The organism is Leclercia sp. LSNIH1 (assembly GCF_002902985.1).
GTDB lineage: Bacteria > Pseudomonadota > Gammaproteobacteria > Enterobacterales > Enterobacteriaceae > Enterobacter.
In genome coordinates this window covers 4,155,706-4,169,654 of the sequence record NZ_CP026167.1, presented here as the reverse complement: position 1 = coordinate 4,169,654, position 13,949 = coordinate 4,155,706, and the positions used below count along the sequence as shown (strand labels likewise).

Here is a 13,949-nt window from a genome sequence, read left to right as displayed (position 1 = left end):
TATAGGGCTACCTTGCTACAGCAAGCTTTTGACGTAGGCGTCAATGTCGCTGATGTATTTTTCTATGCTGGCGGCATCTTTCTCACGAATAAGATGTTCCAGCGTTTCACATAATTGCTTGCCTGGAACCAGATTAAGCATGGCAAACACCCCTTTGAGCCGGTGTGCTGTCTGAGCCAGCGCCGCGAAGTCGTTCACGGCCGATTCAGTATACAACCTCTTAACATCATCTGGAACTGTGTCTACAAAGAGCGAATAATATCCGCTGGCATGAAGTTCAGCATTTTCATTGCCGCCCAGTGGGGATTCCGGGATCGTTTCCTGCGCCAGTTGCTCTTCTATTAGTTGTAGTACAGCTTCCTGCATAGCATTGCTCATATTAAAGTTGACGCGCACCTGGCCGGGGCCAATTTTCCGCACGCCTGGCTCATCATCGCTTAAAAGCAAGCCCGAGGCAGTAAGATTAGACGGATTATCTGTTAAAAAGAGATCATATTCTTGACTTGCCAGCCGTTCGTCCGGCGAGATACAGCTCGCACCCCAGTTTTCCAGCTGACGAACCACAATATTACGGATCTCATTTGAGGTCACATCCACCATTATTACCACATCATCCAGCAGGCGTTCATCCTCCTCCGCATCCTGCGGGCTGGCCGCCATTTTAACGTGAAGAGAGTAACGGGTGCCCAGCGACTCACGCGCTTTGATATTCAGATGGCCGCCAAGCTTACGCGCCAGCTGATCGCAGAGCCAGAAGGTGAGGGCATTGGCTTTGCCATAGTTGTCGCCCTGAGTCTCGTTGAGGAACGGGAAGTGCAGGTTATCAATTTCGCTGGCCGTCACCCCTTCGCCGGTATCCAGAATGCGGAAGGTGAGGCGGTCGTCAGCCGATTCATCGCTGCTCACTTCAAGGGTAATTTTGCCGATCTGGGTGGTAGTGACCGCGTACTGGATCAGCATCAGCAGAATGCGGCGCAGGGCGTCGCGGTCGCCATGACGCTCATCGTTCGCGCGCAGCGGATTGTTGATCAGCAGTTGAAGCCCTTTACGCTTGATGACAGGCAGTACCTCCGGCACCACTTCATCAATCAGATCCTGAATGGAAAACAGCGACGCCGTGCTCTTCCAGGTATCATTTTCCAGCATGTTGGCAAGCTGGATCTCATCCACCAGCCGTACCAGCGTATCGGCATGAGCGGACAGCTGCATGCTCTCCGGGGTGGATAAATGGGCGGCTTCGCTGGCAAGCGCCTTCAGCGGCAGCTTGAACGCTTCGCCGATATTTTGCATAAACGCTGCGCGGCCCTGCTGGTTTTTCTCATACAGCCTTTGCGCCTGCTTGAGCTTTTTATTCACCAGCACCTCGCGATCCTGATCGCGAATAATGAATATTTGCGTGCGCGACGCCACCTGGCTGCGGAACTGGCGGATCTCGTACAGCTCATTATTAATCGTGGCCTGAATCACCCCCTGGTGCTGATCCGCCATGCTGGTGATGTTTTGCAGATTCAGGTGGGGCAGCAGGTGGTCGGCGATTTTGTTGCTGATCACCGTGCGGTTAGCCTCCTGATCGTGCACCAACAGGCCGAGCGGCAGCACAGAGACAATCTCTTCATTCAGCGCGCGCAGGACGCGCAGCTCATTATGGGTACCGGCTGCCACGGGAACATCGCTCTGGCGACCCGGCTGCGAACGGAAGGTGCTGTAACCGAACAGCGCCAGCGCCAGCAGACCAATATTGAGCAGCAGCGGCAACAGGATATTTTGCAGCGTATCCAGCAGCAGCGTGCCGAAAGGCACCTGCCAGACCAGACGCATGCCGGTGGTGTTCAGGGCGGAAGCAATTTCGATTTTCGAACCATTAAAGGAGATGGAGACGCTGTCAGGGCTCTCTTTATCCGTTGGCGCGCGCATATTTTGCACGCTATTGTCCTGCTCCAGGCGGAAACTTTCCAGCGGCATATCCGGCGGGATCAGATCGTTGATGGGCAGATCAAAGGCCACCACCGTGGCCAGATGGCCTGGCTGATTGAACGTCGTACGCAGGGTGAAGTAGTGGCCATTTTGCCATGCCAGTCGGCGCAGGGAGGAGAAACTTTCGCGCTCATCCAAAGCGTTAGCCTGCTGGAGCATCTCCGCGCGACGGGAGTCGACAATATTACCCACCGTAGACTCTTTAAACCCGGAAGAGAGATCTTTAAGTGGCAGGGTGGAGATCAGGATCATGCTGTTGTCCTGACCGTTGAGATAGTACATCGACCAGGGAACAGTCTCAGCGCCCCAAAGCGTATCCAGATAGGTCGACATGCGCTGGGTCATCTCCAGCGTGGCGCTGTCGTGGGAACCGAAAATCAGGGCTTCGGTTTTGCGTCGCGTCTTCTCAAGATAGTAGACGTCCTGTTTCAGGCGCGTCTCCTGCAAACCTTCAGCAGAGGAGGTGGTAGGGGTTGCCGCGATGTTGTCATAAATCTGCCAGGTGGCGTAGCGCCAGGTGTCGATGCGTTTATGCAGCGCGTGGCTGATATCGACAATCTGATAGCTGCGGTCTTTGAGCCAGGTGTTCACGGCGCTCTGCACCATTACGCCCATGGTCACTAACAGCACAACGATCAATAGAAGAAAGAAACGAGTAATGCTGCCCGGGAGCAGGGAAAACTTGTTCGCGGCTGTGGTTTCAGACTGACTCATTGATGTGTTTAACCCGTTATGGCTGCGCTTCAGGCGAATAGGGCAGTATAAAGCGTAATAATCGAATTTCCAGCCTCACGCCACTACCGGGGCTGACTTTTTCATGTCGCTGTGAGACGAAAATGGACTGTTTTAAATCTGTACGCTCAGATAAAAAGTGTACAAATAAGTCTCAATATAGGAAAAAAATAGCACGAATAAACAAGAAATTAAAATCACCATGAAATTTATGCGCCTAAAAATAGCAAGCGAAGATTTAATTAATAGTCGTTATAGTTTCAGGCAGGTAGCACAAATTATTCAAGTTTGCGTAAAGATGAGTAAAAAAAACCGAATGCATTGCATTCGGTTCAATTCTGGATAAACAGACATTCAAATCTGAATGACGGTAATAAATAAAGTTAATGATGATAGCGGTAAATATTTTAGTCGCCGCTGCGGTTTTTGTTTTATCAATCAGTGCTATAATTTGTTTTTGGATAACCAACTGATTTTTATGATTTATTTTGTGTTTTTGATTATTGGTGCTCTATTTTTTAACTAAATGTGCGGCCAAAAAGTTCCCCAAAATTTACAAATTGAAACATCTATGTGGCAATATGAAACATCTTAAAAGTTTTCGTATCATATTCTTATTGGATTATTCTGTTTTTTTGCGGAGAATGAACTTGCCGACTGGTTAAGAGGGTTAATCAGTAAGCAGTGGTAATAAAAGACATATAACAGAGGGTTAAAATAATGAAAGTTAAAGTACTGTCCCTCCTGGTACCAGCACTGCTGGTAGCAGGCGCAGCGAATGCGGCTGAAATTTACAACAAAGACGGCAACAAATTAGATCTCTACGGTAAAGTAGACGGTCTGCACTATTTCTCTGATGACGATGGCGCTGATGGCGATCAGACTTACATGCGTCTCGGCTTCAAAGGCGAAACTCAGGTTAACGACCAGATCACTGGCTACGGTCAGTGGGAATACCAGATTCAGGGCAACACCAGCGAGAGCGAGAACCAGTCCTGGACGCGTGTGGCCTTCGCAGGTCTGAAGTTCGCTGAAGCAGGTTCTTTCGACTACGGTCGTAACTACGGCGTAATCTATGACGTCACCTCCTGGACTGACGTTCTGCCAGAATTCGGCGGCGACACTTACGGTGCCGATAACTTCCTGCAATCCCGTGGTAACGGCGTTGCTACCTACCGTAACCAGGACTTCTTCGGTCTGGTTGATGGCCTGAACTTTGCTCTGCAGTATCAGGGTAAAAACGGCAGCGTCAGCGGTGAAAACGTGGGCGGTCGTAGCCTGCTGAAACAGAACGGCGACGGCTTCGGCGGCTCCCTGACTTACGATCTGGGCGAAGGCTTCAGCGTAGGTGCGGCAGCAGCCTCTTCTAAACGTACCGCAGACCAGAACGGTCCACGCGTTTACGGCCGTGGCGACCGTGCTGAAGTGTACAGCGGCGGCCTGAAATATGACGCAAACAACCTGTACCTGGCAGCGCAGTACTCCCAGACCTACAATGCAACCCGTTTCGGTGACTCTCAGTCCGACCGCGCTAATGCTGTTTACGGCTTTGCCAACAAAGCACAGAACTTCGAAGTGGTTGCACAGTACCAGTTCGACTTCGGTCTGCGTCCATCCGTGGCTTACCTGCAGTCTAAAGGTAAGGACATCGAAGGCAACGGCGACCAGGATCTGCTGAAATATGTTGATGTGGGCGCGACTTACTACTTCAACAAAAACATGTCCACCTATGTTGATTACAAAATCAACCTGCTGGATGAAAACGCCTTCACCGACCGTGCAGGCATCAGCACCGATGACATCGTAGCACTGGGTCTGGTTTACCAGTTCTAAGTCTTACGTACTCTTGCGAAAGGGGCCAAATGGCCCCTTTTTTTGGTTTTACCGTCAGGCCCTTACAAAGCCTGCTTTTTGGTGTACTCTTGCCGGTCTCAGGCTTGAGGATAATAACGAATGGAAATTACTTTTTTACGTGTCGGCTTGCTGGCAACACTTTTTATGCTGACCGCGTGTGACGCACCTGCTCCCTCTGCAAAGAACGAAACCGCCGCCGCGACGGTGCTGGAAGGGAAAACGATGGGCACCTTCTGGCGCGTCAGCGCCATCGATCTCTCCGCTGCCCGGGCGGAAGAGCTGCGTGGGAAGATCCAGGCTCAGCTGGACGGCGATGACCAACTGATGTCCACCTATAAAAACGACTCCGCACTGATGCGCTTTAATCAGTCGAAGAGTACGTCGCCCTGGCCGGTGAGCGAAGCGATGGCGGACATTGTCACCGAATCGCTGCGGGTGGGCTACAAAACTAACGGCGCAATGGATATTACCGTCGGTCCCCTGGTTAACCTTTGGGGCTTTGGCCCAAACAAGCAGCCGGTGAAAACCCCCGATCAGGCGCAGATTGACGATGCCCGGGCGCAAACGGGGCTGCAGCATCTGTCCGTGATTAATCAGTCCGGCCAGCAGTATCTGCAAAAAGATATTCCCGATCTGTTTGTCGATCTCTCCACGGTGGGCGAAGGCTACGCCGCCGATCACCTGGCCCGGCTAATGGCCGAAGAGGGGATCTCGCGCTATCTGGTGTCGGTAGGCGGGGCGCTGGTCAGCCGGGGCATGAACGCCAGCGATAAGCCCTGGCGCGTGGCGATCCAGAAGCCGACCGATGAGCAAAACGCCGTGCAGGCCATTCTCGATATCAACGGCCACGGGATCAGCACCTCCGGCAGCTACCGCAACTATTATGAGCTGGACGGAAAACGCATTTCGCACGTAATCGATCCGCAGACCGGCCGTCCGATTACCCACAACCTGGTGTCGGTGACGGTAATCTCCCCGACGGCCCTGGAGGCCGATGCCTGGGATACCGGCCTGATGGTGCTGGGGACGGAAAAAGCCAAAGAGGTCGTGCGTCAGCAAGGGCTGGCTGTCTATATGATCACCCGGGAAGGGGAGGGCTTCAAAACCTGGATGTCCCCGCAGTTCGCCAGTTTCCTCGTTAACGGGAAGAATTAAAAAGCAAGGTTGCGGGTTTTTGTCGGCTGGCGCTCAGGCAGGCTATGAGTATGCTTACAGTAGGAGCCGATCATGAAAAAGCCGAACCTGAATAATGATGATGAACGCTGGCTGGCGGTGCTGGCCCGCGATGAGAGTGCCGATGGTCAGTTTGTGTTTGCCGTGCAGACCACCGGCATCTTCTGCCGTCCCTCCTGCCGGGCTCGCCATGCTCTGCGTGAGAATGTCCGCTTTTATCCTGATGCCCACCGTGCGGAGCTGGCGGGTTTTCGCCCCTGCAAACGCTGTCGCCCGGATCAACAGGACCCGCAGGCGCAGCGCGCCGCCACCATCGAAAAAGCCTGCCGGTTGCTGGAGCAGGAGCAACCTTTGACCCTTGAGCAGCTGGCGCAGCAGGTGGCGATGAGCCCGTATCATCTTCATCGTCTGTTCAAATCCTCGACCGGAATGACCCCGAAAGCCTGGCAGCAGGCGGCCCGGGCGAAACGGCTACGCCATGCCCTTGCGCAGGGGGATAAAATTACTGACTCCGTGCTGGCAGCGGGTTTCCCCGACAGCAGCAGCTACTATCGCAACGCCGATGCCACGCTGGGGATGACCGCGAAGCAGTACCGCAACGGCGGGGAAGAGACCACCGTGCGCTACGCCCTGAGCGACTGTACGCTGGGGCGGTGCCTGGTGGCGGAGAGCGTGCGGGGGATCTGCGCCATTTTACCCGGCGATGACGACAGCACGCTGATTGCCGAGCTGGAGACCCTTTTTCCTCACGCCCGGCGGGAACAGGCAGATGCCGCCTTTGCCGCCCGCGTCGCCCGGGTGATCGCCAGCGTGGATAACCACGCCGTGGCGCTCCCCCTGCCGCTGGATATTCGCGGCACCGCTTTTCAGCGCCAGGTCTGGCAAGCTCTGCGAGCCATACGTAGCGGCGAGACGGCAAGCTATCAACAGGTGGCAAACGCCATTGGCCATCCTGGCGCGGTGCGGGCGGTGGCCCGGGCCTGTGCCGCCAACACGCTGGCGGTTATCATCCCTTGTCACCGGGTGGTCCGTAGTGATGGTGGGCTCTCGGGCTACCGCTGGGGCACGGCCCGCAAAGCGGCGCTGCTGCGTCGGGAAGCGAAAAAAGAGGAGGTGTGATGCTCGATCTCTTTGCAGATGAACAACCCTGGCAGGAGCCGCTGGCGCCCGGTGCGGTGATCCTGCGCCGCTTCGCCCGGGCTGGGGCGCCTGCATTAATGCAGGCAATCGAACAGGTGGCTACCGTCTCGCCGTTCCGCCAGATGGTCACCCCCGGGGGCTACACCATGTCGGTGGCAATGACCAACTGCGGCGGGCTGGGCTGGACCACCAATCAGCGGGGCTATCTCTACTCCCCGAAAGACCCGCTTACCGATGCCCTCTGGCCGCCGATGCCGGAGGCGTTCGCTACCCTGTGCCACGATGCTGCCTGCGCGGCGGGCTACCCTGAGTTCCAGCCGGATGCCTGTCTCATCAACCGCTACGCGATTGGGGCTAAGCTCTCATTGCATCAGGATAAAGATGAAGCGGACCTGCGGGCGCCGATTGTCTCAGTCTCCCTCGGCCTGCCGGCGGTATTCCAGTTTGGCGGATTACGGCGTAACGATCCCCTTAAACGTCTGCTGCTGGAGCATGGCGACGTGGTGGTCTGGGGTGGGGCATCACGACTGTTTTATCATGGTATTCAGCCGCTTAAGCCTGGTACGCATCCTCTTACCGGCGACTGTCGCTACAACCTGACCTTCCGCCAGGCGGCGGATAGCGAATAAAAATAAGAATTATTCTTGATGTAAACGGCGAGCAGTTTACACTGCTGGCTGTTTTTTCTTGTCTGGATTGCTCTGCATGGAACTCCTGTTACTGGTCTGGCGCCAATACCGCTGGCCGTTTATCGCGGTGATGGCATTGAGCTTGCTCAGCGCCGCGCTGGGTATTGGGCTTATCGCCTTTATCAACCTGCGTTTGATTGAAACTGTTGATACCACCCTGATGGTGCTGCCGGAATTTCTCGGCCTGCTGGTCCTGCTGATGGCCGTCACCCTCGGCTCGCAGCTGGCGCTCACGACGCTCGGTCACCACTTTGTCTACCGCCTGCGCAGCGAGTTCATCAAGCGGATTCTGGATACTCAGGTTGAACGCGTCGAGCAACTGGGCAGCGCCTCGCTGCTGGCCGGACTGACTAGCGACGTACGTTCGATCACCATCGCCTTTGTGCGTCTGCCGGAGCTGGTGCAGGGGATCATCCTGACCTTTGGATCGGCGGTCTATCTGGCCTGGCTCTCCACCAAAATGCTGGCCATCACTGCCCTGTGGATTGCGATCACCATCTGGGGCGGCTACCTGCTGGTGTCGCGCGTCTACAAACATATGGCGGTGCTGCGCGAAACCGAAGATAAGCTCTACAACGACTATCAGACGGTGCTGGAAGGGCGCAAAGAGCTGACCCTGAACCGCGAGCGCGCCGAGCACATCTTCAATAATCTCTATATCCCGGATGCCCGTGAGTATCGCCACCATATCGTCCGGGCCGATACCTTCCACCTGAGCGCGGTCAACTGGTCGAATATCATGATGCTGGGGGCGATTGGCCTGGTCTTCTGGATGGCAAACAGCCTCGGCTGGGCGGATACCAACGTCGCCGCGACCTATTCGCTGACGCTGCTGTTCCTGCGCACGCCGCTGCTCTCGGCTGTCGGTGCGCTGCCGACCCTGCTCAGCGCCCAGGTGGCCTTTAACAAACTGCGCAAGTTTGCCCTGGCGCCGTACAAACCTGAGTTCCCGCGCCCTGAGGCCTTCCCAAACTGGCAGACGCTGGAGCTGCGCAACGTCACCTTCCAGTATCAGGACAACGCCTTCTCCGTCGGGCCGGTAAATTTAACCCTTAAGCGCGGTGAGCTGCTGTTCCTGATTGGCGGCAACGGCAGCGGCAAATCGACGCTGGCGATGCTGCTGACCGGCCTGTATCAGCCCCAGTCGGGCGAGATCCTGCTGGACGGTAAACCGCTCAGCGCTGAAAAACCGGAGGATTACCGCAAGCTCTTCTCGGCGGTGTTTACCGACGTCTGGCTGTTCGATCAACTGCTGGGCCCGGAAGGCAAGCAGGCCGATCCGGCGCTGGTGGAGAAGTGGCTGGCGCATCTGCAAATGTCCCACAAGCTGGAGCTGCAGGATGGCAAAATCCTCAACCTCAAGCTGTCAAAAGGCCAGAAGAAGCGCGTGGCGCTGCTGCTGGCGCTGGCGGAAGAGCGTGACATTATTCTGCTGGATGAGTGGGCTGCCGATCAGGACCCGCATTTCCGTCGCGAGTTTTACCAGGTGCTGCTGCCGCTGATGCAGCAGATGGGCAAAACCATCTTCGCCATCAGCCATGACGACCACTACTTTATCCATGCTGACCGTCTGCTTGAGATGCGCAGCGGCCAGCTGACGGAACTGACCGGCGCGGAGCGTGATGCCGCGTCGCGTGATGCGGTAGCCCGTACCGCCTGAGCGTAACTGTGCCGGGTGGTGGCTTCGCCTCACCCGGCCTGCGATCTTGTTTTCCCCGCCTGCTGTTTTTTTAACCTCTCCTCTCATCCGTTTATTAAAATTTACACAACCCCACGCTATGCTTAATGCCAACTTATTTAATGGATTGATATTTAATGTCTGGATTAACCAAAAACAGCGCAAGGCTGCGCGATGAAGAGCGTGCGCGCCTGATCTGGCTGATGACCACCGACAAAGCGCTCACTTCCACCCTGCTGGGTAAACTGACCCTGGCTGAGCAATATGATGTCGGGACGTTAGCCGACGATATTGCTGAGGTAGGGGCGCTCGTAGCCCATTTGCCGCCGCCGGATCTCGCCGACACCCTCGAAGCGCTGCCCTCGGAAGAGCGCCACGCTTTGTGGCGGCTGGTAGAGGATCACGAGCGCGGTCAGGTACTGCTGGAAGCCTCCGAAAACGTCTGGGACGATCTGATCGACGAGATGAGCGACCAGGCCATTCTCGACGCGGTACGCACCCTGGATATCGACGACCAGCTCTACATGGTCCAGCACCTGCCGCGCAACCTGACCGGACAGTTGCTGGCGTCGCTGCCGCCTCAGGATCGTGCCCGGGTCCAACAGGTGATGCACTATGAGCAGGACCGCGTCGGTGCAATCCTGGAGTTTAGCGTCATTACGGTGCGCCCTGACGTCACGCTGGGCGCGGTCCAGCGCTACCTGCGACGTCTGGGCAAAATGCCAAAGAACACCGATAAGCTGTTTGTGACCTCCCGGGATAAAACCCTACTCGGCGAGCTTGAGCTACAGACTATCCTGCTTAACAGCACCCAGACCCTGGTCAGCGAGGTGATGGAAACGCAGCCGATGCTCTTTTCCCCGGAAGATGACGCCGAAAAAGCCGCCCGCACCTTTGAACGTGACAACCTTCTCAGCGCGGGCGTAGTAGACCCGGCGGGTAAGCTATTGGGGCGCCTGACCATCGATGAGATCGTCGACGTGGTCTACAAAGAGACCGATAACGATATGCGTGCCCTCGGCGGGTTAAGTGCCGAAGAGGATGTCTATGCCCCGGTGAGCAAGGCGGTGAAAACCCGCTGGGCGTGGCTGGCGATCAACCTCTGCACCGCCTTCATCGCTTCACGGGTCATTGACGGATTTGAACACACCATCTCCCAGCTGGTGGCGCTGGCCTCGCTGATGCCCATCGTGGCGGGCATTGGCGGCAATACCGGTAATCAGACCATCACCATGATCGTGCGCGCCCTGGCGCTTCAGCATATTCAGCCGGGCAACTTTACCTTTCTGATCCTGCGTGAGCTCGGCGTGGCGCTGATTAATGGCCTGGTGTGGGGCGGCATCATGGGGGGCGTGACCTGGTGGCTGTACGGCGATATGGCGCTGGGTGGGGTAATGACTCTGGCGATGGTGCTGAACCTGCTGGTGGCGGCGACGATGGGCGTTCTCATCCCGATGATCATGACCCGCCTCGGGCGCGACCCCGCAGTGGGGTCGAGCGTGATGATCACCGCCATTACCGATACTGGCGGCTTCTTTATTTTCCTTGGGCTGGCGACACTGTTTCTGCTGTAACGGCGTGTTTGCGTCGCAGGCGGGCAGGGAGGATCACCATCATGATAATCCCGCCTACCACGCCAATTGCCAGGTTGCCGGTTGAAACGGTGGCCCCGACGGTCACCAGCATCACCAGCGTTTCCGCAACCGGCGCGCCTTTCACCGTGGCAGGGCGAATGCTCTGCCAGTTGAAGGTCTTAATGGCGACAATCGCCATGATCCCCGCCAGCACCGCCATCGGAATTTTCGCCATCACTTCGCTCAGGGCGGTAACCAGCACCAGCAGTACCAGCCCGGCGGCAAAGGTGGAGACGCGGCTGCGGCCTTTGCCCATTTCGACGTTAACGATGGTCTGACCGATCATCGCGCAACCGGCGATCCCGCCAAAGAAGCCCGCCATGATATTGGCCACGCCCAGCCCCATGCTCTCGCGGCGCTTGCTGGACGGGGTTGCCGTCAGCTCATCCACCAGCTTCGCGGTCAGGAGCGACTCCATCAGGCCGACAAAGGCGATACTCAGGGCGCAGGGCCAGATAATGCTCAGGGTGTGCAGATTCAGCGGCACCAGCATCTGGGTGATCCCCGGCAGCCCGCCGCCAATTGACCCTTCATCCCCCACGGTCGGCAGCAGCTGGCCGCTGGTGACGGTATAGAGCGTCAGGACCACAATCGCGATCAGCGGGGAAGGGATACTTTTAATGTAGCGGGGCGCCCACAGCACAATCAGCAGGGTCAGGACGAACAGGCCGACAATCAGCGGGCTTCTGCTCCAGAAATGCGGCACCTGGGCAAAGAAAATCAGGATCCCGAGGGCGTTAACAAACCCGGTCATCACCGCCTGGGGAATAAAACGCATCAGACGCGCCATTCCCAGCGCGCCGAACAGGATCTGGATAAGCCCCGCCAGCAGCACTGCCGGCAGAATATACTGCGCGCCATGCTGATGCACCATCGGCCCAATCACCAGCGCCACGGAGCCCGCAGCGGCCGTCACCATCGCCGGGCGACCGCCCATCACCGACAGCCCCAGGCAGAGGACCACCGAGGCGAACAGGCTCACCTTCGGATCGACTCCCGCGACGACGGAAAACGAGATCACTTCCGGAATCAGCGCCAGGGCGGTGATAACACCGGCAAGGGTTTCACGCATAAACAGCGATGGAGAGCGCAGGATAGAGAGCGCAGAAGGAGAAGCGTGTACTGAAGACATAGTTTTTCGCAGGTCAGGAGAATGAGTGCAGCCCAGAGCTATCTGTGCGCGCGATCACAAAGCGCTGCATAGTAGCGAGAAATGGCGCACTTTTCCAGCACCGGGTTAGCCATACCCCTACAAACGCAGCGACATTTATTATCATAATTACAATAATTATTTAACCTTTAAACAATATTTAATTATTGCTACCGTGGCGCCGCACTCGACTTCATCTGCATAAATAGCGAACAAACGCGTATTACGAAGGCATTAATTATGAAAAAAATGACTGCCCTGCTGCTGGCTGCGGCGGCAAGCCTTAGTGCTGTCTCCACGGCGGCGAAGGCTCAGGCATCGCAAGAGCAGGAAACGGACGTTCTGTTAATTGGTGGCGGGATCATGAGCGCCACGCTGGGAACCTATTTGCAGGAGCTTCAGCCGGACTGGTCCATGACCATGGTTGAACGCCTGGACGGGGTAGCGCAGGAGAGCTCTAACGGCTGGAACAACGCCGGGACCGGCCACTCCGCGTTAATGGAGCTGAACTACACCCCACAGAAGAAAGATGGCTCCATCAGCATTGAGAAAGCGGTGGAGATCAACGAAGCGTTTCAGATCTCTCGTCAGTTCTGGTCTCACCAGGTGAACAGCGGTGTGCTGCACGATCCACACAGTTTCATTAACACCGTCCCGCACATGAGCTTTGTCTGGGGAGACGACAATGTGAACTTCCTGCGCGGACGTTATGCTGCTCTGCAGCAAAGCTCGCTGTTCCGCGGCATGAAGTACTCCGAAGATCACGCCCAGATCAAAGAGTGGGCGCCGCTGGTGATGGAAGGGCGCGACCCGAACCAGAAGGTGGCGGCCACCCGTACGGAAATCGGTACCGACGTTAACTATGGCGAAATTACCCGTCAGCTGGTGGGCTCTCTGCAGAAAAAAGAGAACTTTACGCTGTCGCTGAATACCGAAGTGCGCGGCTTTAAGCGCAACGCGGACAACTCCTGGAGCGTGACCGTCGCCGATCTGAAGCACAATGAAGAAGAGCACGTCATTAAGGCGAAGTTTGTCTTTATCGGTGCGGGCGGCGCGGCGCTGAAGCTGCTGCAGGAGACCGGTATTCCGGAAGCGGAGAATTACGCGGGCTTCCCGGTTGGCGGCCAGTTCCTGGTGTCGGAAAACCCGGAGGTGGTGAATCGCCATCTGGCGAAGGTCTATGGTCAGGCGTCCGTGGGCGCACCGCCGATGTCGGTGCCGCATATCGATACACGTGTTCTCGACGGTAAGAGCGTGGTGCTGTTCGGGCCGTTCGCCACCTTCTCGACCAAATTCCTGAAGAACGGTTCGCTGTGGGATCTGCTCAGCTCCACCACCACTTCAAACGTGGGTCCGATGGTTGATGTTGGTCTGGATAACTTCGATCTGGTGAAATACCTGATTAGCCAGGTGATGCTCTCCGATGACGATCGCTTTGCGGCGCTGAAAGAGTACTATCCGGAAGCGAAGAAAGCGGACTGGCGGTTGTGGCAGGCGGGCCAGCGCGTGCAGATCATCAAGCGTGATGAGGAAAAAGGCGGCGTGCTGCGTCTGGGCACTGAAGTGGTCAGTGATAAAGAAGGCACTGTAGCCGCGCTGCTGGGAGCCTCCCCGGGCGCCTCCACCGCGGCACCGATTATGCTGCACCTGATGGAAAAAGTGTTTAAAGACAAAGTCGCCAGCCCGGAGTGGCAGGCGAAGCTGAAGACCATTATTCCTTCATACGGTACGGCGCTGAACGGCAACGTTGAGGCCACCGAGCAGGAGCTGGAGTACACCAGCCGCGTGCTGCAGCTGAAGTATGAAAAACCGCAGGCACCGGATGCGGCGCCTCAGCCTGAGGCGCAGGCGACCTCCCAGCCGGAAAGCAAACCGGTTGCGGATATCGCACTCTGATATTAAAAAGCCGGGTGATTTACCCGGCT

The 13,949-nt window shown here is 56.6% G+C and carries 8 protein-coding genes and 1 pseudogene; 7 read left to right on the top strand and 2 right to left on the bottom strand.

Annotated features, from left to right (window positions below; all coding sequences use genetic code 11):
* Window positions 1-15: 15 nt before the first annotated feature.
* Window positions 16-2,688, bottom strand: a complete 2,673-nt coding sequence (gene rcsD, locus C2U54_RS20590) for a phosphotransferase RcsD (protein ID WP_103180405.1) — start codon at window positions 2,686-2,688, stop codon at window positions 16-18.
* 738 nt (window positions 2,689-3,426) lie between these two features.
* Here rcsD and C2U54_RS20580 point away from each other — a divergent pair.
* The 6 genes from C2U54_RS20580 (at window position 3,427) to mgtE (ending at window position 10,814) form a co-directional block, all read left to right on the top strand.
* Window positions 3,427-4,539 carry a porin OmpC gene (locus tag C2U54_RS20580; RefSeq protein ID WP_103180403.1) on the top strand — a complete coding sequence of 371 codons (1,113 nt, stop codon included), beginning with the start codon at window positions 3,427-3,429 and terminating at the stop codon, window positions 4,537-4,539.
* 120 nt (window positions 4,540-4,659) lie between these two features.
* Window positions 4,660-5,715: an FAD:protein FMN transferase ApbE gene (apbE, locus tag C2U54_RS20575; protein WP_103180401.1), complete on the top strand. Its 1,056-nt coding sequence runs from the start codon at window positions 4,660-4,662 to the stop codon at window positions 5,713-5,715.
* Window positions 5,716-5,787: 72 nt separating this feature from the next.
* Window positions 5,788-6,852: a bifunctional DNA-binding transcriptional regulator/O6-methylguanine-DNA methyltransferase Ada gene (ada, locus tag C2U54_RS20570; protein WP_103180399.1), complete on the top strand. Its 1,065-nt coding sequence runs from the start codon at window positions 5,788-5,790 to the stop codon at window positions 6,850-6,852.
* The gene (alkB, locus tag C2U54_RS20565; RefSeq protein WP_103180398.1) at window positions 6,852-7,502 is read left to right on the top strand and encodes a DNA oxidative demethylase AlkB; all 651 of its coding nucleotides are present in this window, start codon (window positions 6,852-6,854) and stop codon (window positions 7,500-7,502) included. Before ada ends, alkB begins: the two co-directional genes overlap by 1 nt.
* 76 nt (window positions 7,503-7,578) lie before the next feature.
* Entirely contained in the window at window positions 7,579-9,222 is a 1,644-nt protein-coding gene (locus C2U54_RS20560) for a multidrug ABC transporter permease/ATP-binding protein (RefSeq protein ID WP_103180396.1), read from the top strand.
* A 155-nt stretch (window positions 9,223-9,377) separates the two neighbouring features.
* Window positions 9,378-10,814 carry a magnesium transporter gene (gene mgtE / locus C2U54_RS20555; protein WP_103180395.1) on the top strand — a complete coding sequence of 479 codons (1,437 nt, stop codon included), beginning with the start codon at window positions 9,378-9,380 and terminating at the stop codon, window positions 10,812-10,814.
* On the opposite strand, the pseudogene C2U54_RS20550 reads toward mgtE, so the two are convergent.
* A pseudogene (locus tag C2U54_RS20550) lies at window positions 10,777-12,076 on the bottom strand (SulP family inorganic anion transporter). The gene mgtE and the pseudogene C2U54_RS20550 overlap by 38 nt on opposite strands.
* 188 nt (window positions 12,077-12,264) lie before the next feature.
* Between C2U54_RS20550 and mqo the strand changes: the two are divergent.
* Entirely contained in the window at window positions 12,265-13,920 is a 1,656-nt protein-coding gene (mqo, locus tag C2U54_RS20545) for a malate dehydrogenase (quinone) (RefSeq protein ID WP_103180393.1), read from the top strand.
* Window positions 13,921-13,949 lie beyond the last annotated feature (29 nt).

Coding starts and splice junctions, on each gene's coding strand:
- rcsD (WP_103180405.1), bottom strand. CDS start 2,688: ATGAGTCAGTCTGAAACCACAGCCGCGAACAAGTTTTCCCTGCTCCCG.
- C2U54_RS20580 (WP_103180403.1), top strand. CDS start 3,427: ATGAAAGTTAAAGTACTGTCCCTCCTGGTACCAGCACTGCTGGTAGCA.
- apbE (WP_103180401.1), top strand. CDS start 4,660: ATGGAAATTACTTTTTTACGTGTCGGCTTGCTGGCAACACTTTTTATG.
- ada (WP_103180399.1), top strand. CDS start 5,788: ATGAAAAAGCCGAACCTGAATAATGATGATGAACGCTGGCTGGCGGTG.
- alkB (WP_103180398.1), top strand. CDS start 6,852: ATGCTCGATCTCTTTGCAGATGAACAACCCTGGCAGGAGCCGCTGGCG.
- C2U54_RS20560 (WP_103180396.1), top strand. CDS start 7,579: ATGGAACTCCTGTTACTGGTCTGGCGCCAATACCGCTGGCCGTTTATC.
- mgtE (WP_103180395.1), top strand. CDS start 9,378: ATGTCTGGATTAACCAAAAACAGCGCAAGGCTGCGCGATGAAGAGCGT.
- mqo (WP_103180393.1), top strand. CDS start 12,265: ATGAAAAAAATGACTGCCCTGCTGCTGGCTGCGGCGGCAAGCCTTAGT.